This window comes from Providencia sp. PROV197, assembly GCF_028479625.1.
Taxonomy (GTDB): domain Bacteria; phylum Pseudomonadota; class Gammaproteobacteria; order Enterobacterales; family Enterobacteriaceae; genus Providencia; species Providencia vermicola.
Genome location: NZ_JAMPNZ010000014.1, coordinates 152,696 through 176,392 on the forward strand (window position 1 = coordinate 152,696; position 23,697 = coordinate 176,392).

Genomic DNA, 23,697 nt, shown 5'->3' on the forward strand with positions numbered 1-23,697 from the left:
TCTCTTGCCATTGGTAATCAGGATTGATATAACGGCTAAATCATTAATTAGCTGTACGAATAGAAGCTAGCTGCTATAGTTAATTTGATGGTTTATAGTCCAACTAATAATGGGGATGATAAGAGTGAATAAAGCTCAACTGATTGATCAAATCGCTTCTGATGCGAATATTTCTAAAGCTGCTGCAGGTCGCGTTGTTGACGCGTTCGTTGCTACTGTAACGAGTTCTTTGAGTAAAGGAGACGATGTTGCTTTAGTTGGCTTTGGTAATTTCACTGTTCGTGAGCGTGCTGCACGTACAGGCCGTAACCCACAAACGGGCAAAGAGATTAAAATCGCTGCGGCGAAAGTTCCAGCTTTCCGTCCAGGCAAGGGTCTTAAAGACGCTGTTAATAGCTAATTAAGTATTTTAGTTTGTCTTTCTTGCATTTTTGCAAAAACTCAAACTGACGGAATGCCTTTAATCAGCTAATATATAAGCGCACCATGGAAATGGTGCGCTTTTTTTTCTTTCTGAGTTAAGATTAGCGTATTATTAAGAAATTGAATTCAACAAAGCGGAGTTAAGCCTTTTTATGATGGAAAATCTACGCACGAAGGCCAACAGTCCTTTTATTAAAATTTTGCTAGGGCTCATTATGCTGTCATTCGTGCTGACAGGCGTTATGATGGGCGGCTTAGGTGGCAATAGTGCCAACAAAGCAGCAGAAGTTAATGGGCAGCCAATTAGCAAGGAACAGTTACAGCAGGCTTTTCAGCAGGAACGCCAATCATTACAAGAATACTTGGGAGATAAATTCTCTGAAGTGGCGAGTAATGAAGAAAGCATGAATTTGCTGCGTCGCCAAGCGCTTGATAATTTGATTAACAATGAATTGATTAATCAATATGCTAATGAACTGAATCTCTCAGCAAGCGATCAACAGATTGAGCAATCCATTTTCTCTATGCCAATCTTCCAAACTGATGGTCGGTTTGATAGCGACAAATATCGCGAAATCTTAAGTCGTTATAACATCAATGCGGATAGTTTTGCGGCACAAATTCGCCAAGATTTAACACGTGCTCAGCTAGGGAAATCTTTTACTGGGACGGACTTCGCTTTACCATCAGAAGTTAAAGCATATGCTGAATTATTTATGCAAGAGCGTGAAATTCGCACTGCAACTTTGTCCTTAGCTGATGTGCAAGCGAAACAAACGATATCTGAAGAAGAGCTGAAAGCATACTACGATGCGAATCAAAATAGTTTTATTTCACCGGAAAAAGTGAAAGTCAGCTATGTTGAAATGGACGCAGCATCTATGCCAGAAGCCACTGTTTCTGATGAAGAAGTGAAAACGTATTATGAGCAAAACCTGAAAAATTACACTCAGGCAGAGCAAAAACAATACAGCATGATCCAAGTAGCTTCAGAAAAAGAAGCGAACGACATCATCAATGAAATCAAAGCAGGTGCAGATTTTGCAACGCTAGCGGCTGAAAAATCAACGGATAAATTCAGTGCGGGTAACAAAGGCCTGATTGGTTGGATGGAGGCCGCTTCAACGCCGAGCGAAATTATCACTGCAAACTTAACAGAAAAAGGCCAACTTTCGGCACCAGTTAAAGCGCAGGATAACTACGTTGTTTTCCGTTTAGATGATATTAAGCCTGAGTCAACAAAACCGTTTGAACAAGTTTCTGAAACCATCAAAGTTAGCTTGCTGCAAGATAAAAACATCAAGCAGTTCTATGACTTACAACAGAAAGTCAGTGAGGCTGCCACAAGCGATATGGAATCATTAGTTTCAGTTGAATCTGTTTCTGGCTTGAAAATGGTGACAACAGATTGGTTTGATCGTAACAATCCACCTGCGGCGTTAAATTTCCCTAAAGTTATCAATGAAGTCTTTAGCGACCGTCTAGTTGATAAAAATGGCTCTAAAGGGATTAACTCTGACGTAATTAACGTTGAAGGTGACCGTGCATTTGTTGTTCGTGTGACTGAGTACAAACCAGAAAGCACAGAGCCGTTTGAAACAGTTAAACCTGCGATTGAAACATTAGTTAAGCGCCAGAAAGCCGATGCAGAACTAAAAGCAACCGCAGACAAGCTACTTGCTGACTTGAAAGCTGGTAAAGGCGAAGAAGCGTTAAGTACAGCGGGCGTTAAATTTACTGGCGTGCAAACTGTTTCGCGTTTAATGCCACAAACCGCGACGATTAACACAGCAATGGACATGGCTCAACCTGTTGATGGTAAGCCTGCCTACTCTATTGCACGTGATGAATCTGACAACTATGTTGTTATTCAGTTGGATAAAGTGACTTTAGGCCAGCCAACGGAAGACGAGCTGAAACAGTTATCCCGTGAATACCAAGGTGTGATGAGCTCTGCTGTGAATGAAGCGTTGATGCTTAATTTACGTGAAAATGCGAAAATTGAAGTTCTGAATCTTGAATAATTGCGAGTAGCTTCGCAATTTAAGTTGTAAGCATATTATTAAAAGGCCACCTTTGGGTGGCCTTTCGCATTTTTATTTTTCGCAAAATGCCGAGATGATTTTTTTCTGGCACTGTGATGTCTCTACATACATAGGAGAAACATCATGTCATGGAAAACAATTGTTAAACGTAGTTTAGCGACAGCATTATGCTTAGCATTATTGGGGGGCTTTTCATCTTTAACATGGGCGAAAAAAAACACAGCAGAGAAAAACGCAATAACACACTCTCAGCCAACTGAATCTACAGAAAGCGTAAAAGGTATTGATATCAACCAATCAAATAAAGTGAGTATTAATAACGCAACGGCAGAAGAGCTGGCTCAAAAATTGAATGGTATTGGCAAACAAAAAGCAAAAGCTATTGTCGAGTACCGGGAAAAATACGGTGCGTTTAATACCATAGAAAATATTTTGGAAGTCCAAGGAATTGGCCCTGCGTTTTTAGAAAAAAATAAGAATAAACTCATGCTTTGATGTCATGGCTCCTCATTCGAATGATTGGGGAGCTACTTATGATATGGCTATTTATTAATCTGATTTACTGTTTTATGGTAAATAATTTGAGAGCTAAGTCTTATTCGTGATATTTATTCAGCATATTTTCCGTACATTTGTTATTTTTATGTTATCGGAATATAAACTGGTCGGAGTAGTTATGACAACAAAGATTAAAGTTCATGGTTATCATATTGATGTATTCCAGCACGTAAACAATGCACGCTATTTAGAGTTCTACGAGGCAGACCGCTGGGAGTGGATGAATAAGCGCAACTTTATCAGTTGGGCAATACAAAGCAATTTAACCATGGCTGCCGTGAATATCAATGTGAACTATATTCAGGGGGTATTGCTGGGGGATGAACTCACTGTTGTGACACGGATGGATAAAATCGGTTCTAAAAGCGCGGTGTGCTATCAACAAATTATTCGTAATAAAGCAGGGCAATCAGAAGTCGTCTCTGATGCTTATGTCACTTTTGTATTTATTGATAACCTCACTAATAAAGCGATTATGATTGATGAAGAGCTGCGTGAGAAGCTGGAGTCATTTAATGCGGTTATTGATGATTTTATTAGTTAATTAAATGAAAGCCTACCTGATCTTGATTATCAGGTAGGTAAACTTGCTTACTGCATTATTTAGCTTGTAGTTGTTTTAATGACTGCATTACAGCTTCTTTTTGGTTTAAGTATTCGTTTAAGCCATTGCTTCTTAAATGGCAGGCTGCACATTCACCGCAGCCATCGCCTTGAATACCATTATAGCAAGTTAGCGTTTGTTCTTTGATGGTGTTAAGGTGACCGTAACTATCAGCTAACGCCCAAGTTTGGGCTTTGTTTAGCCACATAAGGGGCGTTTCGAAGCGAATATCCTTTGCTAAACCAAGAGTGACGGCGTGATTAAGCGCTTTAACAAATTCATCACGGCAATCGGGGTAACCTGAAAAATCGGTTTCGCATACGCCAGTGATCACTGCTTCTGCTTGGACCTGATAAGCGTAGATTGCTGCTAGGGTCAGAAATAAGATATTGCGCCCAGGTACGAAGGTACTCGGTAATCCACTCGCCTCGCTTTTTTCAAAATCAGGGACAGGGATGTTGTTTCGCGTCAAACTACTCACGGCTAATTCATTGAGTAATGTGACATCTAAAACTTTATGGGCTGTTGCGCCTAATGATGCACTTAATTTCAGCGCAACTTCAATTTCTTGACGATGTCGTTGTCCATAATCGAAAGTGACACAATGCACCTCATCATAATTTTCTAAGGCTTGGATCAGACAAGTTGTTGAGTCTTGCCCACCACTAAAGACGACAACCGCGCGTTTCATAGTCACTCCTTGGTGATAATTCATGTAATTCAAGAAAATGAGGTTTTAGTTTTCCATGTTAGCGAGGTGATAACATAATTAACAGTTTTATTTTTATAGGTTTAGTCTATTTGATGTGCTATTTATCCTATTATTCTTTAATTTGTATAAAATTATTCTATAATAAAGCGAATTGGTGACACTATTATTTTTTTTGAATGATGATGTTTTGCATAATAAGGTTTCCAATATTAAAAACATAACAAAAAGCATTTACATCTAAGCCAAGAGAGCAATCATGTTAGATAAAATAGACAAAAAACTGCTTTGTTTATTGCAAAATGACAGTAGCTTATCCCTCAATACACTCGCTGAAGCGGTTAATTTAACCTCTACACCGTGTTGGAAGCGCCTAAAACGTCTCGAAGATGAAGGCTATATTCGTGGACGAGTTACGCTACTTGACGGCGAAAAGCTGGGGTTAGGCTTGACGGTTATCGTAACGATAAAAACTCAGCACCATAATAGTGAGTGGTATGAGCAATTTGTGTCATTTGTTAGTCAGATGCCAGAGGTACTGATGTTTTACCGTATGGCGGGGGAATATGATTACCTGATGCAAGTTGAAGTGCATGATATGAAATCTTATGACCTTTTTTATAAAAAGCTGGTGAATGGTGTTCAGGGTTTAATTGATGTCACTTCAAGCTTTGCGATGGAAAAAATCAAATATACAACAGTTTTACCTATCCCTGATTAGATTGTCGGCAGAAAAGACAATATAAGGCAGCTTAAGGCGTATAAATTAATTAAAATCATTCAAGGCAGCAATACGTGCGATTATTTTCACAACTAAAATGGTATTTTTTAAGTGAATGGCGGCGCTATCTCGGCGCTGTTTGCTTTTTGATTGTCATTGCTATCTTACAGCTCATTCCTCCTCGCATTGTTGGCGTGGTTGTTGATGGGATTAGCAAAGAAACCATGCCGAGAAGTCAACTAGTCAACTACGTCCTGCTAATGTTATTCATTGCATTAATTGTTTATGGCTTGCGATATGTTTGGCGGCTTTGGCTATTTGGTGCCTCTTATAAACTGGCTGTTCAACTACGCCAGAAATTCTATCGCCAATTAAGTCTGCAAAACCAAGCATTTTACCTGAAATATCGTACAGGGGATCTTATCGCTCGTACGACAAATGACGTAGATCGTGTCGTATTTGCAGCAGGGGAAGGGGTGTTAACGCTAGTTGACTCGTTGGTTATGGGATGCGCTGTTTTAATTATGATGAGTGTTGAGATCAGCTGGCAGCTAACCTTACTGGCGTTGATTCCGATGCCAATTATGGCTATCGTCATCAAGCGCTATGGGGATCAGCTTCACCATCGGTTTAAGCATGCCCAAGGCGCATTTTCATCATTAAACAACCATGCACAAGAAAGTTTAACAAGCATTCGCATGATCAAGGCTTTTGGTCTTGAAGACCATCAATCTAACCAGTTTGAGCAAGTGGCGACCGAAGCAGGCCGCCGTAATATGCATGTCGCAAAAATTGATGCGCGTTTTGACCCAACGATATTTATGGCAATCGGCATGGCGAATTTACTCGCTATCGCGGGTGGGAGCTGGATGGTATTAGATGGTTCGCTCACGTTAGGTGAACTCACTAGCTTTATTATGTATTTAGGGCTAATGATTTGGCCAATGTTAGCCCTGGCTTGGATGTTTAATATTGTTGAACGCGGTAGTGCCGCTTATAGCCGAATTTTAAGCTTATTAAATGAGCCACTGGTGATTAACGATGGCTCGTATTCATTGCAACCTGAAAAAGGTGAATTGAGTGTGAACATTAGCGCTTTTAGCTACCCAGAAACAGCTCGAACCTCGCTATACAATGTCCAATTCAACTTAAAACCAGGGCAGTTTTTAGGTATTTGTGGGCCGACTGGATCAGGAAAATCCACATTATTAACGTTATTACAGCGACAATTTGATGTGACTGATGGGGACATTTGCTATCAAGGGTTGCCGTTATCTGAAATTAAACTAGATGAATGGCGTGCAAGGTTATCGATTGTGAACCAATCCCCTTTCTTGTTTTCAGATACTGTGGCAGGAAACATTGCTCTTGGCAGACCAGATGCCACGCAAGCTGAAATCGAAGAAGCGGCACGAATTGCCTGTGTGCATGATGATATTTTGCGTTTGCCAGAAGGTTATGAGACGCAAGTGGGTGAGCGGGGCGTTATGCTTTCAGGGGGGCAAAAACAACGTATTTCTATTGCACGGGCAATTTTACAAAACGCAGAAATATTGGTGTTGGATGATTCTCTTTCCGCAGTGGATGGGCAAACAGAATTTACTATATTGCAGAACTTAAGCCACTGGCGACAAGGACGAACGTTAATTATTAGTGCTCATCGGTTATCTGCCTTAGTGGAGGCCGATACTATTTTAGTGCTATCTCAAGGGACAATAACCGCTCAAGGTGAGCATGAATCTCTAATAAGTCAGCCAGGCTGGTATAAAGATATGTATCATTATCAACAAATTGAAGCGGCTTTGGATGGTGAACTATGAGCCAGAAAAAACCACTTTGGCCAGCATTAAAACGGCTTCTCTCCTACGGGAAAATTTACCGTGGCACGATGGGTATTGCTATTGGTATGTTATGGCTAGCTGCAATTGCGGAGGTCAGTGGGCCTCTGCTCGTTAGCTACTTTATTGATAATATGGTGGCTAAAAAAGAAATTATCATGCCACTGACCTTGTATATGGTTATTGGTTTTATATTGCTACAGGTAATTGCTGCGCTACTGCATTATTACCAAATCATTTTATTTAATAAAGCCGCTGTCGGCGTGGTGCAAAACTTGCGTACTGATGTGATGAATGCGGCGCTTCGGCAACCGTTAAGTGCATTTGATAAACAGCCCGTTGGTCAGCTAATTTCTCGCGTTACTAATGATACTGAAGTGATCAAAGACCTTTTTGTTATGGTTGTTCCGACGGTGTTTCGTAGCTTAGCGCTGATTTGCGCCATGTTAGTCGCGATGTTTTCCCTTGAATGGCGAATGGCATCAGTTGCAGTAATGATTTTTCCTGCTGTATTTGTTGTGATGATAGCTTATCAACGTCTAAGCACACCGATTATTCGTCGAGTTCGTTCATATCTTGCGGATATAAATAACGGTTTTAATGAAGTTATTAATGGTATGACGGTGATCCAACAATTTTTGCAGCAAGCTCGGTTTGGCGCAAAAATGCAGGATGTGAGTCAAGAGCATTATAAAGCGAGAATGAAAGCATTAAAGCTGGATGGTTTGTTGCTACGTCCATTACTTAGCTTATTTTCTGCTTCTATCCTGTGTGGTTTACTATTCTTATTTGGCATTGAAGGGACAACAACGATTGGGGTAGGCGTTTTATATGCTTTTATTAATTATTTAGGCCGATTAAATGAACCGCTAATTGAATTAACATCACAGCAATCGATGTTGCAGCAAGCCGTGGTTTCTGGTGAGCGTGTTTTTGAGTTAATGGATAGCCCACAGCAAGGCTATGGCGAAAGCATTGCTCCGTTACAAGGTGGCTCAATTACCATTAATCACCTTTCTTTTGCCTATCGCGATGATAAATTAGTTTTGAATGATATTAATCTGCATGTGCCGAATAACCACTTTATTGCGTTGGTTGGCCACACTGGAAGCGGTAAAAGCACAATTGCTAACCTGATTATGGGGTATTACCCATGGCAAAAAGGTGAAATATTGCTGGATGGTCGTGATTTACACACGTTGTCTCACCAAACTTTGCGTAACGGTATTGCGATGGTTCAGCAAGATCCTGTCGTATTAGCGTCTTCATTTTTTGATAATGTGGCATTAGGGCGTGATGTTAGCCAAGGTAAAGTATGGGAAGTGCTTGAAACTGTGCAACTTGCAGGCTTAGTTCGACAGCTTCCGGAGGGTTTAGATACTGTACTTGGCGAGCAAGGAAATACACTGTCTGTTGGGCAGCGGCAGCTATTAGCGATGGCTCGGGTGCTAGTAGTTACGCCTAAAATTCTTATTTTGGATGAAGCAACTGCAAATATTGATTCAGGCACAGAACAAGCGATTCAAAAGGCGTTACGTGTTATTCGTGAAAATACAACGCTGGTGGTAATTGCGCATCGCTTATCAACCATTGTTGATGCTGATGAAGTGATTGTGCTGCATCGTGGTGCAATTGTTGAGAAAGGGACTCACTCGCATCTTTTACAACAAAAAGGGCGTTATTATCAAATGTACCAGTTGCAACAGGTCGGTGAATCCTTATATGCCCGCTGTGATGCTGGGATTGAGGTTGTAACTAGCTAATTATTCTGCACTATTATAATGCATCCTAGAAAACCACTCATTCGAGTGGTTTTTTATTTTGTTGTTTCTAATTGAATTTAAACAATAAATAGTTTTTGGCATGAGATTTGCTCATAAGTCAGTAGCGCTCATAGAGGATGAGCGTGCTATTGAGATGACTTATAGGAGTGAGAATGAAATATATCATCGTAATCATTAAGCCATTTAAATTAGATGAGGTTCGCGAGGCGTTGTCCGAAATTGGCATTCAAGGGATGACAATGACAGAAGTGCGTGGTTTTGGACGACAAAAAGGGCATGCTGAATTATACCGAGGGGCAGAATATACCGTCGATTTTTTACCTAAAGTGAGAATGGAGATTGCCGTTCCAGATGAGTTAGTCGAGTTAGTCATTGAAACAGTCGAGAGAAAGGCACACACCGGTCAAGTTGGCGATGGAAAAATATTCATTTTGCCACTTGAGCAAGCAGTACGAATTCGTACGGGTGAAAAACAAGATGAAGCACTTTAGGAGAACGGCGATGCGTAAATGGTTTCAATATATATTAATAGCAGCAAGTAGTTTTCCAATGACCGTTTTGGCTTCCCAAGAGGGATTAGATAAAGCAGATAATGCCTTTATGATGATATCCACGGCCTTGGTGATTTTCATGATTGTACCAGGTATTGCTTTGTTTTATGGCGGGTTATTAAGAAGCAAAAACGTACTTTCACTTATGGCACAGACGACAGTAATTCTAGCGTTGGTTTCTGTTATTTGGATTGTTTATGGGTACAGCTTAGCATTTAGTGAGGGGAATGCATTTTTTGGTGGATTTAGCCTTGTGATGTTAAAGGGAATTACAGTGGAAAGCTTATCCGCAACAATTCCGCAGTTTGTTCATGTTGCATTCCAAGGGGCATTTGCATGTTTAACCGTGGCGCTAGTGATCGGAGCTTTAGGCGAGAGGATTAAATTTTCAGCCGTTTTAATTTTTACTGTTATTTGGACCACTTTTGCTTATTTACCTATGGCACATATGGTTTGGGGGGGCGGAATTCTTTCACAAGATGGGGCATTGGATTTTGCGGGGGGAACTGTCGTACATATTAATGCGGCAGTCGCAGGCTTAGTTGGTGCTTACTTACTTGGCCATCGTACAGGGCTTGGTAAAGAGGCGATTAAACCACACAACTTGCCGATGGTATTTATGGGGACATCCATTTTATTTATTGGTTGGTTTGGATTCAATGCAGGCTCTGCGGGAAGTGCTGATGGTATAGCTGCTTTAGCCTTTGTTAACACCGTTGCAGCGGCTTCTGGTGCGATTTTATCGTGGACATTGGCGGAATGGATTTTTAGGGATAAACCGTCTTTACTTGGTGCTTGCTCGGGTTGCTTAGCTGGACTTGTTGGGGTCACTCCTGCGGCTGGAACTGTTGGCGTTGGCGGCGCATTAATCATTGGGCTGCTTTCAGGGATTGCGGGTTTATGGGGCGTGGTAATATTAAAACGTAAGCTGAGAGTCGATGATGTTTGTGACGTTTTTGGCGTTCATGGTGTCTGCGGTATTTTAGGTTGCTTGCTGACAGGGGTATTTACCTCAAGTTCATTAGGAGGAAGTGGCTTTGCGGAAGGCATCACGATGCTAAAACAGGTCGGTATCCAAGCGTTTAGCATCTTAGTGTGTGTTGTATGGACCGCTGTTGTTGCATTTATTGCTTTTATGGTTGCAGCGAAGACATCAGGGTTAAGAATTGGTGTCGAAAAGGAAAGAGAAGGTTTGGATATTACTTCCCACGGTGAAAGTGCTTATAACTAAGGCTGCCACGTACTTTTATTTATGAATTCAGGATAAAACTGTGTTCTATTCAAATTGATAATGGCAGTATACACAACACTGCCATTACCTTTTTGCTGAGTAAGTAATCACTTACTTTTCAATCGATGTTGTCTAGCGAGGTTGCCTTTGACGTATAACACCTTCTTGCACAGCTGTTGCAACAAGATCACCTTGAGGATTGTAAATTTGCCCTTTCACAAAGCCTCTTCCGCCAGACGCTGATGGGCTTTCGACTGCATAAAGTAACCAATCATCGATTTTAAAAGGGCGATGGAACCACATTGAGTGATCAATGGTCGCGACTTGTAAATCTCTTTCCATAAAACCACGACCGTGGGGCTGTAAAGCGGCAGGTAAAAAATTATAGTCAGAAGCGTAGCCTAATAAATAATGATGTAGTGAAGGTATATTGGGTAATTGCCCTTTAGCTTTAAACCAAATATAGCGGAATGGCTCTTGAGGTGGCGCATCAAATGGGCTGTAGAATTCAACTGGCCTAAATTCGAAAGGGTTAGGCCTTAAGGCATATTTTTTGACGGCTTCAGGCAATTTATCGGCCAATGCTTGCACAATATCATCTTGAGAAATTAATTGAGAAGGAGGTGGAACGTCAGGCATCAAGTTTTGATGTGAATATCCATCTTCTTGGGTTTGAAATGAAGCCGTCATAAAGAATATTGGTTGGCCATTTTGAATGGCACTGACACGGCGTGCACTAAAACTTCCACCATCACGTAAAATTTCCACGTCGTACACAATAGGGCGAGAGCTATCGCCAGGACGTAAGAAATAACTGTGAAAAGAGTTAATAAAGCGATCTTCAGGAAGCGTTTGTTCAGCGGCATACATGGCTTGCCCAACAACTTGACCACCAAAAACTTGTGGTAAACCAAGGTCTTCGCTTTGCCCTCTGAAAATACCTTCTTCAATTTTTTCTAGTTCAATGAGGCTAATTAAGTTCTGTAATTCTGGGCTCATAATTACCTTAATACCGTTAAAAATAATGAGATGTCGGTATTTTCCCATTATTTTACCAAAATAGGTAGATAGATTGTGTAAGGGTAAACTAACGCTTACTTGCAGTTACAATTTGAAATATTATTTTGTTATTTTATTCAAATTGGTTATACTTTTTTCAATTCCCACATCAAAAAAAGATTCTCCAATTTCAAGTTTTTTAAATATGTTATTAAACATTGCCTTATAGGTCATAATTATGATGTTCTTACGCTACTTAGTTAGCTTTATATTTGTTTTTTCTTTAATCGGCTGTGAAGGGAATAACACGAAGCCAGGTGAAAAAACACTGAATAGTAAAACTAGCCATAACAACCAAACTGTTGATTCAGGAAAAATCGAAGGGCGTGTTGTGATTGTGCAGAGCTCTGTTATACCTGCAGGTGCGGTTATGACTGTTACGCTTGCAGATACTTCAATCACGGATTTGCCTGCGCTTATTTTGTCTCAAAAATACTATGATTCATTCAATAATCGCCCGACCATACCTTTTGAGTTAACTTATCATAAAAATGAGGTAAGGCCTGAAGGTAAACTGACTGTGAATGCAACGGTTAATGCTGATGGAAAGCTACTTTATATCACGGATTCTGTGGTTGAAGTGATTAATAATGGTGTTACCAAAAATATTGAATTATTAATGGTGCCTGCCAATTAACGTTATTTTTATCGCACCTAATTTTTCGATTTTACAGTTAATAGGTTGTCTTTTTTGTGTAATAAACCAGCACTTAGCCGCAGTATTCTTGCTATTTAAACGGCGATCGAGCATAATGCATTTGCTTCGAAAGAAGCATTCAATGGGGGCTCTGTTGGTTCTCCCGCAACGCTAACTTGTTAACTTGGTCAGGTCCGGAAGGAAGCAGCCATAGCAGGGGTCGTGTGTGCCGGGATGTCGCTGGCAGGGCTCCCACCCAAAATTTCATTTCTTACTTTATCCTTTAATATTATTTAAATACATTCAACCCAGTGCTAATAACTAATAAAGTTACCTTTAATTTATTTAACATTTAAATTTTATATAAGTGTTAAGGTGGTTTTGTGTTTTTAAATAATGCCTAATATATAAATAGAACAAAGTTAAAAATATCGCATTAATTGTTAAAATGAGTTGCTTTTTAAGTTTGAGAGGAAAATAAACAGCGTAAAAGGGGTATTAGCATTAAAATAATGCCAATAATTGTGTTTGAATAATAATGAGTTCAGCCGATAAATGTTGTTACCGGCTATAACCATTTACTATCTGTGCGTGTTTCTAAGATATTATCTAACAAATTTCCAAACAGAAGCTGGAATTTTATCGTAGAGTTTATTCATTGTCAGTTCAGCAAGGCGATGATCTGCTGCTGAGTAGAACAATTCCAATTCATCATCAGATAATTCATACTTGTTTTTTTCAATCACTCGCTCAAGTGTTTCAATTGTTGTGCATTTTCTTAAACGCATCAGATAATCAGATTTGGTCATAACGCCCTTTCTTTTATGAGAAATAACTCGGTAATATACAATATGATAGTTAGACTAAAGATAAATAAAGCCTTTAAGTTTTGCTGGTTAGACATTTTAGATCGTCATCCAGCACAGCGACAAGGTTTTGATTCATTGTTTCCCAATCAATAATTTCACTCAATGTGATGACAGGGCTACCAAATAAATCGTAAGTCTCATCGAGATATTCTTCGATTAATGAAATAACAAGATTTTCTTTTGGATATTTGATTTTAAATCGCCAAACAAATGCTGCGATGTGCTCTATGAGTTCATTAAGCGCCGCGCTTTGGTCAGAGCTTAAGTCATTAATCCAATGTGTATTTGTTTGTTGTAAACTTAAAATAGCGTCCCGATTCAGACTATTACATAAGTATTTAAGTTCTGCTATATCATGTCTTTTGGGTGAGTATTCATCCATAATCACCTCCGCAGGCGAATCTGACGTTTGCTATGTATCTTTTTATATCAATAATACAGCCATAATAACTAATTAAAAGCACTTATGTTCAATGTAAAAACATGGGTTGTTAATATATTGAAAAATATAAGGTTATTATAAAAACATTGAATGTTTGAAGGTTTATACTATTAACATAAGTAATATTCAAATACAGACTAGCAGTGAAAACCGCCTCAGTGTAAGAGCAATAATATCACTATTATGACATAAGTCACCCTCTATTAACCACTTTTTTCTACTTTAGAGGGGATACGGGATTTTCTGACTAAACACAATTTTATAGTGTATTTAAATCACCCGTGTATTTTAAATACAATCAGAGATGAAAGTTGACATAAGACAGCTTATAAAAAGTATTACTCCATTCAGAGTATTTAAATAGTTTTATTCAACCTATTAGATGAGGTATTTAAAAACCTTCACAAAATGAAGTAAAGGTTTTTAAATTAGGTTGCAACTTAGAGATAGAGATTTAATGTAACGCCAGGTTTCAGGTCTGCCATTTTGACTCCAGAGTTCCAAGTCATTAAATCATTCAGCTTGATCCCGTGGCGTTTTGCAATACTGTAATAAGAATCACCCTTGCGAACTTTGTACACTGTGCTTTTACGACTATTAGCGACTGGTGCGGCACCTGAAACTTTGAGCATTTGGCCTGGTTTAATCACGCTAGCTGTTTTAAGGCCATTTAGCTTCTGAATGTTTTTCGCTGTCGTATTGAATTTTTGAGCAATACTGGCGATAGATTCACCTTTGCGGACTTTATACGTGGTGACCTTGGCACGATTTTGGCGAGCCGTTGAAATCGCTGTTGGTTGTGTTATTGCTTTAATTTGTTGATTTTGCACAGTGGCAAGGCGAATTGTTTCTAAAACCTCTTGGTCTGTTAGTGAGGTTTTAAATTGCTCTGCTTTTGCAGTAGGCAACATAATATAGTGTGGCCCTGTGGGAGATGTAATCCCTCGGGTATAACCAGAGTTGTAGGTTTTGACGGATTCAACTGTTAACCCTGCCAGCTCAGCCGCTTGGGATAAGGTAATTTGTTGACCGACATCCACTTGTGTTAGTGCTCTATTTTTATTGCTTGTCGGTAAATTAACTTGATACTGCTCTGGATTTTTTAATACTTTACTTAGTGCTAAAATTTTAGGGACATACTGTTTAGTTTCTTTCGGTAATGATAGTGACCAAAAGTCAGTTGGAAGGCCAGCTGCTTCGTTCTTTTTAATCGCGTTTTGTACACAACCTTCACCGCAGTTATAAGCCGCTAAAGTGAGTGCCCAATCATGGCCGAACATCACATTTAGGTTCTCGAGTAAATCAAATGCAGCATTGGTAGATGAAAGAACATCTCTGCGCTCATCAACCCATTGAGTTTGTTTTAACCCATAAGAGCGGGCTGTGATTGGCACTATTTGCCACAAGCCAGCGGCTTGTGCTGGGGAGGTCGCTTTGGGATTAAATGAACTTTCAATAATTGGGATTAAAGCGAGTTCCATCGGGAGGTTACGTTCATTAATTTCGTCTACGATGAGGTACATATAAGGCTCAGCCCTTAATGCCACATCGTAGACAAAACTTTGTTTATTCATATAACTGTTGGCCATTTCCCTAATTTGTGGGTTATCAGGGATGTCCATTTTTAATTCATCACTAATATAGCCCCATAAGTCATAATCAACTTTAGATTGTTGTCGACTAGCCGCTTGGTTATGTGAAGCAATGGTTTCAATTGTATGATTTACTGTGGGTTTATTCTGCTTAACTTTTTTCGGGGTAGTTTGGCATCCAGCCAGCAGAACAATGGCGATAAGCGTCGCGATTATCTTCATTTTTTTCTATTGTTCTTCATTTTAATGTTTAAAAGTCGAACAATAATACTTACCCCACCCCGATATGACAATCAATAAACTTCAATATTGGTCTTTTAATTGACGTAACAGGGTAAAAACGGCCCTCAAAGGTGGATTTTGCATATTAATTTGCAATTTTTTCTGTAATTGCTGATTATCACACTGAAGAAAAATATTTATCTTTTTCTCTGTTTTCAATGTGGTAGGTACTGTAGGTTGATGTTTGTCACGCATTTGCGTTATCTTTTGTAAATATTGTGTAATTGCTTCATTTTCAGGCCAAATATGATGCGCAAACTTTAGATTTGATAAAGTATATTCGTGGGCGCAACAAATGAGAGTGTCATCGGGCAGGGCAGCAATTTTCTGAATAGATTGATACATTTGTTCTGGCGTACCTTCAAAAATACGGCCGCAGCCTGCGGAAAATAAAGTATCACCGCAGAATAAATAAGGTGCTTGATAGAAACCAATATGGTCAGTGGTATGCCCAGATAAAGAGATAACCTGGAAGTTGAAGTGATTGACGACGACGTTATCGCCATCTGCAACTAATTCAGTTGCGCCTTTATCTGCGGTTTCTTTTGAACCAAATACAGGTAACGTTGTAAATTTGTTTAAAATATCTTCCACACCACCTGTATGATCATTATGGTGATGGGTTAATAAGATGGCGACAGGGGTTAAGTGCCTCTGGGTGATTATTTCGAGCACAGCCTCTGCCTCCGCAGGGTCAACGATGATACACTGTTTTTGGTTATCTGCTAAAACCCAAATATAGTTATCATTTAAAGCGGGGACTCGAATTAACTCCATAGTGACCTCGAAAACTGTTTAATAGGGGAATGTCATGAAGCCTGCGCGTATTGATAAAAAAATTCAAATGCCCGTTAGTTGGTCTGATATTCCTTTTGGCGAACAATACCAGCAAGCCCTGGAAAACCAGCTTCGTCCTTGGTGGCCGAAAATGTTTGGTTTTCATCTCCTTAAGTTAGGGCATTTAAGCACTGAAATCCATACCGAAGAATGTCTAATCTCCCATCAATTCAATGTGGGGGAGAACGACCCTCGCTTTAACCTTATTGCGCAGCCCGATGCCTTACCTTTTACAGCAAAGTCGATTGATGCTTGTTTAATCTCACATTGTTTAGCATATAGCCATGATCCACATTGGCTATTGAGAGAGGTTGACCGCGTATTAATCGATGATGGTTGGCTGATTATTACAGGGTTTAATCCATTTAGCCTCGCAGGGTTAGCAAAGTTAGTTCCTGTTTTACGTAAAAGACAGCCTTATTGTAGTCGTTTCTTTCCATCGGTTAGGGTATTTGATTGGCTGAGTCTATTAAATTATGAAGTGTTATATCATCGGAATTGCCACGTAATTCCATGGATGAGCCCGCAGCGGTGGATCAATAAAAGCGGTGGTGGAATTGGTGTGCTTAGTGTCATCGTGGCGAGAAAACGAACATACCCGCTCACGCCAACACCATTAAAATTCAAACAACCGAAAATGAAAATTGGCACCGCATTAGGGGCAGCAAAAGAGTTAAGTAAACGCACGAAAAAGCCAAGTGCTTAGTCTTTTGCGGGTTGATATCCAGTGTCTTCTTTTGTTGGAGATGATGCAGCTTCGCGTGCTAACTCATCACATTTTTCATTTTCAGGGTGGCCTGCATGGCCTTTCACCCAGCGCCAATCAATCGTGTGGGGTTGGATTGCTTCATCAAGACGTTTCCATAAGTCCACATTAACGACTGGGGATTTATCGGCTTTTCGCCATTGCTTACGTTTCCAGCCATGGATCCATTGAGTAATACCTTGGCGAACATATTGGCTATCTGTGGTTAGGATGATATCACATGGTCTTTTGAGGGACTCAAGGGCAACAATGGCAGCAAGCAGCTCCATGCGATTGTTAGTCGTCATAAAATAGCCGTCACTGAGCGTTTTTTCATGTTGTTGATAACGAAGGACAACACCGTATCCACCTGGTCCTGGATTACCCAAACAGGAACCATCCGTGAAAATTTCTACCTGCTTTGTCATTTCTGGTACACTCTATAATATTCATTCACCTCTAGTTTGACACAAAATACCATTATGAGCACGGCGATAACCCGACAAATTGTCCTTGATACTGAAACAACAGGTATGAATAAGCTTGGTGTTCATTATGAAGGCCATAACATTATTGAAATTGGCGCGGTTGAAGTCATTAACCGACGCTTAACTGGTCGTAATTTCCATGTTTATATCAAACCGAATCGTTTAGTGGATCCTGAAGCTTTTGAGGTTCATGGGATCAGTGATGAATTTTTACAAGATAAACCCGTCTTTGCTGACATTGCTGATGAGTTTCTTGAATTTATTCGAGGGGCAGAATTAGTTATTCACAATGCGCCCTTCGATATCGGTTTTATGGATTATGAGTTCCGTAAACTCAATAGAGGGATCCCACCCACAGCCGATTTTTGTACTATCACGGATAGTTTGGTGTTGGCACGAAAGTTATTTCCAGGTAAGCGCAATAACTTAGATGCCTTATGTGACCGTTATTTAATTGATAACTCTAAACGTACGTTGCACGGCGCTTTACTCGATGCTGAAATTTTATCGGACGTGTATCTTGCGATGACGGGGGGGCAAACGTCGTTATCATTCTCGATGGATGCCGAATCAGCAAATAATGAGCAAGCATATGAAATTCAACGTATTGAACGACCTTCAAGTGGTTTAACTGTGTTATATGCTTCTGATGAAGAACTTATTGCTCATGAAGCTCGCCTTGATATTGTTGATAAGAAAGGTGGAAAACCTTGCCTTTGGCGGCAGTCTGATGAAGAAGAAATTTTGCATTAGTTTTGAGTGGTTTTTGCTAAGCGTAATAAAGGTGCGGTGATTTATCCTATTATTTGGGCTAAAAACTGTTCAACTGCGCGATTTTTCAAGAAAAAGTATTGACTGCTTAATGAAGTGTTCGTAATATGCATGGCGTTCCCAACAGGGAACATTCGGAGCGGTAGTTCAGTTGGTTAGAATACCTGCCTGTCACGCAGGGGGTCGCGGGTTCGAGTCCCGTCCGTTCCGCCAAACATTGAAGCCCTGAGCATTTGCTCGGGGCTTTTTTTTATCTTTTTTATGCGAATTCTACTTTGCATTTTATCGTAATTTGCCCTTCACATAAATTTTGTTTCATTAATTCATATCGTAACAAATTGGTGTTATACGCATAGAATGCGTTTATTGTTTTTGTATATGACGATTTTGCAACGCATACTGCTAGTAAGGCTCATATTTTTGATTTCGAACAGTAACACATTTTATTTCATTATTAATATAATGACGGTAATTAGGTGCTTTTTTATGCGTTATTGTGACGATTAAAAAATGTTTTTTTTTATATCATTGATGAACTATTTCAGTTTGAAATGTTATTCTAACAATCATTCTCATTTTTATAATGCTTAGAAAAGTTGAAAAGTAAAGAGTACATTTTCCTTTCCCAAAGATAAACTTGGCGTACTCGATCTTAACACTAGATATTGAATTTTTTTTAGGTGAAAAACCTTAATACTCGTATTTGGTGTTAAATCCCCATTCAAATAATACATTCCATGCCAATTTGTAACAAAATGAAAATGCCTATTAAATTGGGTGTCTCTAATATATATTTAAAAAAATAAGTAATTATATCTATAACTTAATTCGCGCATATTAAAAACAAAATAGCAACATTTAAAATTAATCTATTAATCACATAGTTACTTATTAATTTAATACTCTGATTACGTGTTTTTTGTTGTTTTTAGATAGGGAAATGTTGCAGAAAAAATATTTTGATAGCCGCGGGCTATTGGTTTTTTGTTTTTTAATAGTTTTAAACATTTTTACACGATTTTGTATCCATTTATATTATTAAGAACAAATTAGTTACGAATAATTAATTTTTGAATTATTTAATCAAGAATATAAATATATTAATAATTAGCTTTTATAGAGTTATACGAATTATTTCACCGTTGGGAAAGTTTTGGAAATGCTTATGGAATCAAATAAGTTAAGTTATTATGCTGGTTTTTTCTTACGAAAATCTAGACGAGAAAAAAAATCTAACTGGTAAGCAATTAGCAAAGTTAATGCGTGTAAGTCAGCAACAAATTTCTCGTTATGAAACAGGTAAAACACCGTTAACCTTAGATCAATTACATCAGCTATTATCTCTACTCGATAAAAGTTGGGTTGACCTTATTCTCTTTGTTCAAAATGAAAAAGAGAATGAGAATAATTTAAAAAACGAAATAGAAGAAAAGGAAAGCTATTCATTAGGTCGGTATTTAATGGATTTTGTATCTAGTAAAGAATAATAATTATATTACGTTAATTAAAGAACAGTGGTCAGATTATATTTTATAAAAAACACAAGAAAGTGTTTTTTATACTATGTAATTTTCTATTTGTTATATTTTGAATATTAATTAGAGAGAACAATATGTTTAATAAAAAAATGGCATCTGTATTATTATCTGGGATTATTGCTGCTTCTTTTGCTACTGTTGCAAATGCAGATACGCGTACTGCTCAAGCGACAGCAACATGGCAAGCAACTGCAATTAAAGACACAACAAGTATGTTAGTTGTTACCCCACTTAAAAGTTTGACTTTCAATTACGCTGAAGGACAAAAAAGCTTTAACCAGCAAAACGGTGCATTTGATATTGCTATCCAAGGCCAAGCAGGTGCAACTGATTTTAAATTAACATCAAAAATTATTGCAAATACCTTAGCAAGAACAACTGATGATTCTACATTAGAAGTTGGTGTTAAATGGAATGGTGCAGATTTAGACTCGACTACTGATACAACTTTAATTGATGTCGCACAAGGTATCACTTCAGGTTTAGACAACTTAGCTGCAAATGGCTCTTGGGATGTTTCAGACCGTTCAACAGACCGCGGTGAGTTTACTTTCGTTATTGCTAACGCGAAAGCAGCTGGTGTAGACGCAGAATTTAAAGATTTAGCTGATGGCGTTTGGGATGGTGATGTAAAAATTCAGTTTACAGCAAACTGGGAAGGTAGCTTCACTACTCCATAAGTTAGATCGTTAATTAAATAATAAATTTTATATTACGATAAAGAGAATATAAGGATGTTGATCTTTATCGTTTTCTATTTGAGTTTTTATAATGAATAAAATCACATTTACAGTTATTTTATTATCCATGTTACCGTTAAAAAATAGTTTTGCCGTTAACGTTGGTAATATTACGGAAATTATTTCTTCAGGTGAAGAAACCTTAGCAAAAGAAATTGAAAATACTGTTGATGCGGCAAGATTGGTTAACTTAAGTATTGAAAAGATAGACTCTCCACTTGAGGGTGGAAAGGTTATCCCTATTAACGATCCTAACGAAATACTGTCAACACCAGCGAACATTATACTTCCAGGCAAATCACGAGATATTTTTAAAATTATCTATCAAGGCCCGAAAGACGAACAGGAACGTTACTACCGGTTAAACTGGACAGATGACCCAATTAGTGAAAGCGGAATGACTAAAAGTACCAAGTCAGCGTCTGCAACGACATCCGCAACAATAAGTACAATTTTAGTCGTAGCACCAAGGATTGAAAGTTTTAAATATAATTATGATAAAAATAAAATAGCTAATTTAGGGAATAGCTCTTTTCGGGTTGTTGCATCAGGCCCTTGCTTAACCGAAAAGTTAAAATATGGCGCAGAAGGTATTTGTCGTGAACGTTATTATCTCTTACCTAATTTAGCCGTTAACCTTCAGTTGGTTGATATAAATAATAAAAAAACAAGTATTGGTATTTGGCACAAAGGGGAGTTTATTGTTGTCAAATAATTAGGGTTAGGTCTTAATTATGCGTAAAAGTGTTATCGCGTTATCAATAATGAGCTTTATTTTTTCAAGTACTCTTTCTGCTAAAGATATTAAGCGAATTAAAATTGGTGGGTATGTTATTCCTCCTGCTTTTGTTTTGGCTTTAGAGGAAGGAATGTCGGTGCCTGTGTTTCTACGTTTAAAATCAGATGATGGGAAAAATCAAAGTGAAGATAAAATTGCAGATGCCATCATCATTATAGCTGAAGGGAAGATTAAACTTGCCAATATTCATTTTATCGACACAAATAAAGGCCCCAAAATACAACCTTTGCTGATTGAAAGTTTAGAACAAAAAAAAGATGTTTTCTTTAATGAGCTTAATAATATTGTCGTTGATAAAAATGCAGTGCTGCAATTGAATATTGCTTCGTTTAATTTATCTCTCGATGTTAATAAAGAAGCGATTGCCGCTAATGAAAAAGTCAGACAGTTTGCATTAGGTGATTCTTCCGTTGACACTTTTTCGACGGTTGCGAACTATGACCTCGGTATTTTTGAAAGTCAGGTAAAAAAAGGAAAAAATTCATCAAGCAGCTATTTTAACTTAGACACGTTATTTGCGATTGCAGAGCACCATATAAACGTGAATGCATCAGCATACAGTATTGGTAAATCGAACTCTGATATTGAGCTTTATCGGGCAATGTATGAGCGTGACTTTAATGGCCTACGTTTTGCCATCGGGTTAATGAGTACGTGGAACTTGCAGTCTATTGCGAGTTTAACAACCTTAAATCGCAGTAAAATATATGCGGCATCTATTGGAAATAATGCTTCAAGTGTCGTAGTCAATAAAAAATACTCCCTGACACCAATTTATGTCTTTTTAAATAGTCCAGGCGAAGTGCGAATTTATCGTGATGAAAAATTATTAAATATCCAGAACTTTCCAATGGGAAGTTATGAAGTGGATACCAGTATTTTGCCCTTTGGTATTTATGACGTAATGATTGAAACTGTTGTTGATGGCAAAATTGTGACATCACAGCGTCAAACAATTAATAAGTCATTTAGTTCAAGTGGTGCTGATTTTGACAAGCTTAGCTGGGAAGTTTATGGCGGATATATCGATTTTGATAAAAAACGTTATGTCAGAGGGAAACAAGCAGAACGCCAACCATTAGAAAAAAGTTATTTGTTCGGGGCGTCTGTTGCAAAAAATTTCCCAGTGTTGTCTGGGATAAATTTTCAAATGTCGAACTACGGTTATGACAATTATTTAATTAATGAAAGCAGTATTAACCTTTCATTGAACCAATATGTCTCAATTTCTTGGCAAGGTATGGTGGAGAATCATGGCAGCTTTAGGAATATTGCGACAGTATCAACCAGTGTGCCAGACGGCTATGGCTCTGTTTGGGCTTCGAAAGAAAAAGCGGTTATTAAAGGTGACCTGCCTATTTATGATTCAAATAGCGAATCTTATGGTGCGACGTTGAACCTTGATAAGCTTGTTGACCGAGCAGGGTCATTTACCATTAGCAGTACAACAGATAAACGTATTGGTAGTGATTCAATTAACTATGAATATTCAAATACACTATTTTCAGGCCGCTATGGCACGATTGGATTAAGAACAGGCGTCCAGCGTTACCATTATGATGACCAAAAAAGCCTGAATGAAAAATTTATCAGTCTTGATTTTTCATTACCGTTATCAACATGGTTAAGTACAGGTCTATCTTCAAGTAATGGCAATATGAAAGCCAATATTTACGCGAATAAACGTTTCGAAGATTCTGTTATTACCGATATCGGGGGATCTGTTTCTAAATTAGTGCGCGATAAAAATAATGGAGAGTCTGATTTCTCAACGATGGGTTATGCCTCCTACGAAACGAAATATAACTCAGGGATGCTAACGGTTAATCGACCTGATAATCAAAGATTGAATGGTAACTTTACATCTCGTGGTTCGTTAGCCTATAGCGATGGCACCATTATGCCCAGCGGGCAACAAGGGAAGTCGGGCGTCATCATTAATTCGGATATTTATGGGGCAGGGAGTATGACCGCTCGAGTTAATGGGCAAAGTTACCCAATTAGTGGAAAAAATACGTTTATCCCTTTATCGCCTTATTCAGACTATGACATTCAATTAATGAATAATGAGAAGTCTAAAGACAGTTTTGACATTGTGTCTGGGCGAAATAAGTCTGTCACTTTATACCCTGGGAATATTGCTATCTATAAACCAGAAGTTAGGCAGTTAGTAACGGTATTTGGCCGTTTGAAATCCCCTAATGGTGAATTTATTAAATATGCGTCTATTCGTAATCATATTGGTCGTACGAAAACGGATCACAATGGTGAGTTTTCAATGGATGTTGATGTGCGATATCCCGTTATTTCTCTTTTACAAGAGGATGAGCAAACTATATGCGAAGCTGATTTAAATTTAGAAGGTGCTCGAGGCGCGTTGTGGCTAGGCGATGTGACTTGCGACCCGCAGCGTACAGTCGCATTAAGGCAATGA

At 38.6% G+C, this 23,697-nt stretch carries 23 protein-coding genes, 1 tRNA gene and 1 other RNA gene; 18 read left to right on the forward strand and 7 right to left on the reverse strand.

Annotated features, from left to right (window positions below; translation table 11 throughout):
- Nucleotides 1-124: 124 nt before the first annotated feature.
- The 4 genes from hupB (at nt 125) to PR808_RS07210 (ending at nt 3,570) form a co-directional block, all read left to right on the forward strand.
- Nucleotides 125-400, forward strand: coding sequence for a nucleoid-associated protein HU-beta (gene hupB, locus PR808_RS07195; protein ID WP_206084605.1), 276 nt, complete (start codon nt 125-127; stop codon nt 398-400).
- 175 nt (nt 401-575) lie between these two features.
- Nucleotides 576-2,447: a peptidylprolyl isomerase gene (ppiD, locus tag PR808_RS07200; protein WP_206084606.1), complete on the forward strand. Its 1,872-nt coding sequence runs from the start codon at nt 576-578 to the stop codon at nt 2,445-2,447.
- A gap of 144 nt (nt 2,448-2,591) precedes the next feature.
- Complete coding sequence (locus PR808_RS07205; protein WP_272539000.1) at nt 2,592-2,963, forward strand: ComEA family DNA-binding protein; 372 nt, start codon at nt 2,592-2,594, stop codon at nt 2,961-2,963.
- A 181-nt stretch (nt 2,964-3,144) separates the two neighbouring features.
- Nucleotides 3,145-3,570, forward strand: coding sequence for an acyl-CoA thioesterase (locus tag PR808_RS07210; protein WP_206084608.1), 426 nt, complete (start codon nt 3,145-3,147; stop codon nt 3,568-3,570).
- A gap of 55 nt (nt 3,571-3,625) precedes the next feature.
- Here PR808_RS07210 and queC read toward each other — a convergent pair whose 3' ends face one another.
- Complete coding sequence (queC, locus tag PR808_RS07215) at nt 3,626-4,321, reverse strand: 7-cyano-7-deazaguanine synthase QueC (RefSeq protein ID WP_272539001.1); 696 nt, start codon at nt 4,319-4,321, stop codon at nt 3,626-3,628.
- 277 nt (nt 4,322-4,598) lie between these two features.
- Between queC and PR808_RS07220 the strand changes: the two genes are divergently transcribed.
- The 5 genes from PR808_RS07220 to amtB all read left to right on the forward strand — a co-directional run bounded on the left by PR808_RS07220 (nt 4,599) and on the right by amtB (nt 10,464).
- A complete protein-coding gene (locus PR808_RS07220) occupies nt 4,599-5,060 on the forward strand; it encodes an Lrp/AsnC family transcriptional regulator (RefSeq protein WP_206084610.1) in 462 nt (153 codons plus the stop codon).
- Between the two features lie 74 nt (nt 5,061-5,134).
- A complete protein-coding gene (locus PR808_RS07225; protein ID WP_272539002.1) occupies nt 5,135-6,880 on the forward strand; it encodes a SmdA family multidrug ABC transporter permease/ATP-binding protein in 1,746 nt (581 codons plus the stop codon).
- Nucleotides 6,877-8,661, forward strand: coding sequence for a SmdB family multidrug efflux ABC transporter permease/ATP-binding protein (locus PR808_RS07230; protein WP_272539003.1), 1,785 nt, complete (start codon nt 6,877-6,879; stop codon nt 8,659-8,661). The genes PR808_RS07225 and PR808_RS07230 overlap by 4 nt, the downstream gene beginning before the upstream one ends.
- Nucleotides 8,662-8,834: 173 nt before the next feature.
- Entirely contained in the window at nt 8,835-9,173 is a 339-nt protein-coding gene (locus PR808_RS07235; RefSeq protein WP_206084614.1) for a P-II family nitrogen regulator, read from the forward strand.
- A 10-nt stretch (nt 9,174-9,183) separates the two neighbouring features.
- Nucleotides 9,184-10,464: an ammonium transporter AmtB gene (gene amtB, locus PR808_RS07240; protein WP_206084616.1), complete on the forward strand. Its 1,281-nt coding sequence runs from the start codon at nt 9,184-9,186 to the stop codon at nt 10,462-10,464.
- Nucleotides 10,465-10,596: 132 nt separating this feature from the next.
- On the opposite strand, the gene tesB is transcribed toward amtB, so the two are convergent.
- The gene (tesB, locus tag PR808_RS07245) at nt 10,597-11,463 is read right to left on the reverse strand and encodes an acyl-CoA thioesterase II (protein WP_206084617.1); all 867 of its coding nucleotides are present in this window, start codon (nt 11,461-11,463) and stop codon (nt 10,597-10,599) included.
- A 238-nt stretch (nt 11,464-11,701) separates the two neighbouring features.
- Between tesB and PR808_RS07250 the strand changes: the two genes are divergently transcribed.
- Complete coding sequence (locus PR808_RS07250; protein ID WP_206084618.1) at nt 11,702-12,160, forward strand: YbaY family lipoprotein; 459 nt, start codon at nt 11,702-11,704, stop codon at nt 12,158-12,160.
- Nucleotides 12,161-12,312: 152 nt separating this feature from the next.
- An RNA gene (gene ffs / locus PR808_RS07255) (signal recognition particle sRNA small type) lies at nt 12,313-12,409 on the forward strand.
- A gap of 356 nt (nt 12,410-12,765) precedes the next feature.
- Here the strand turns inward: ffs and PR808_RS07260 are convergent.
- The 4 genes from PR808_RS07260 to gloB form a co-directional block, all read right to left on the reverse strand.
- Nucleotides 12,766-12,969: an HHA domain-containing protein gene (locus PR808_RS07260; protein ID WP_004905417.1), complete on the reverse strand. Its 204-nt coding sequence runs from the start codon at nt 12,967-12,969 to the stop codon at nt 12,766-12,768.
- 73 nt (nt 12,970-13,042) lie between these two features.
- Nucleotides 13,043-13,411, reverse strand: coding sequence for an Hha toxicity modulator TomB (gene tomB, locus PR808_RS07265; RefSeq protein ID WP_225820328.1), 369 nt, complete (start codon nt 13,409-13,411; stop codon nt 13,043-13,045).
- 500 nt (nt 13,412-13,911) lie between these two features.
- On the reverse strand, nt 13,912-15,285 hold the full coding sequence (gene mltD, locus PR808_RS07270; RefSeq protein ID WP_206084622.1) for a murein transglycosylase D: 1,374 nt from the start codon (nt 15,283-15,285) through the stop codon (nt 13,912-13,914).
- Nucleotides 15,286-15,366: 81 nt separating this feature from the next.
- Nucleotides 15,367-16,122 carry a hydroxyacylglutathione hydrolase gene (gene gloB, locus PR808_RS07275; protein ID WP_206084624.1) on the reverse strand — a complete coding sequence of 252 codons (756 nt, stop codon included), beginning with the start codon at nt 16,120-16,122 and terminating at the stop codon, nt 15,367-15,369.
- A 34-nt stretch (nt 16,123-16,156) separates the two neighbouring features.
- On the opposite strand from gloB, the gene PR808_RS07280 reads away from it, so the two are divergent.
- Nucleotides 16,157-16,888 carry a class I SAM-dependent methyltransferase gene (locus tag PR808_RS07280; RefSeq protein ID WP_272539004.1) on the forward strand — a complete coding sequence of 244 codons (732 nt, stop codon included), beginning with the start codon at nt 16,157-16,159 and terminating at the stop codon, nt 16,886-16,888.
- Here the strand turns inward: PR808_RS07280 and rnhA are convergent.
- Entirely contained in the window at nt 16,885-17,355 is a 471-nt protein-coding gene (gene rnhA, locus PR808_RS07285) for a ribonuclease HI (protein ID WP_206084630.1), read from the reverse strand. The genes PR808_RS07280 and rnhA overlap by 4 nt on opposite strands.
- A 54-nt stretch (nt 17,356-17,409) precedes the next feature.
- Here rnhA and dnaQ point away from each other — a divergent pair, with 54 nt between their 5' ends.
- The 6 genes from dnaQ to PR808_RS07315 all read left to right on the forward strand — a co-directional run bounded on the left by dnaQ (nt 17,410) and on the right by PR808_RS07315 (nt 23,697).
- On the forward strand, nt 17,410-18,168 hold the full coding sequence (gene dnaQ, locus PR808_RS07290; protein WP_272539005.1) for a DNA polymerase III subunit epsilon: 759 nt from the start codon (nt 17,410-17,412) through the stop codon (nt 18,166-18,168).
- Nucleotides 18,169-18,322: 154 nt separating this feature from the next.
- Nucleotides 18,323-18,399 (forward strand) — tRNA-Asp (locus tag PR808_RS07295).
- A 977-nt stretch (nt 18,400-19,376) separates the two neighbouring features.
- A complete protein-coding gene (locus PR808_RS07300) occupies nt 19,377-19,673 on the forward strand; it encodes a helix-turn-helix domain-containing protein (protein ID WP_272539006.1) in 297 nt (98 codons plus the stop codon).
- 125 nt (nt 19,674-19,798) lie between these two features.
- Nucleotides 19,799-20,404, forward strand: coding sequence for a common pilus major fimbrillin subunit EcpA (gene ecpA, locus PR808_RS07305; protein ID WP_206084636.1), 606 nt, complete (start codon nt 19,799-19,801; stop codon nt 20,402-20,404).
- 91 nt (nt 20,405-20,495) lie between these two features.
- Entirely contained in the window at nt 20,496-21,179 is a 684-nt protein-coding gene (locus PR808_RS07310) for a hypothetical protein (protein ID WP_206084638.1), read from the forward strand.
- 19 nt (nt 21,180-21,198) lie between these two features.
- A complete protein-coding gene (locus PR808_RS07315) occupies nt 21,199-23,697 on the forward strand; it encodes a TcfC E-set like domain-containing protein (RefSeq protein WP_272539007.1) in 2,499 nt (832 codons plus the stop codon).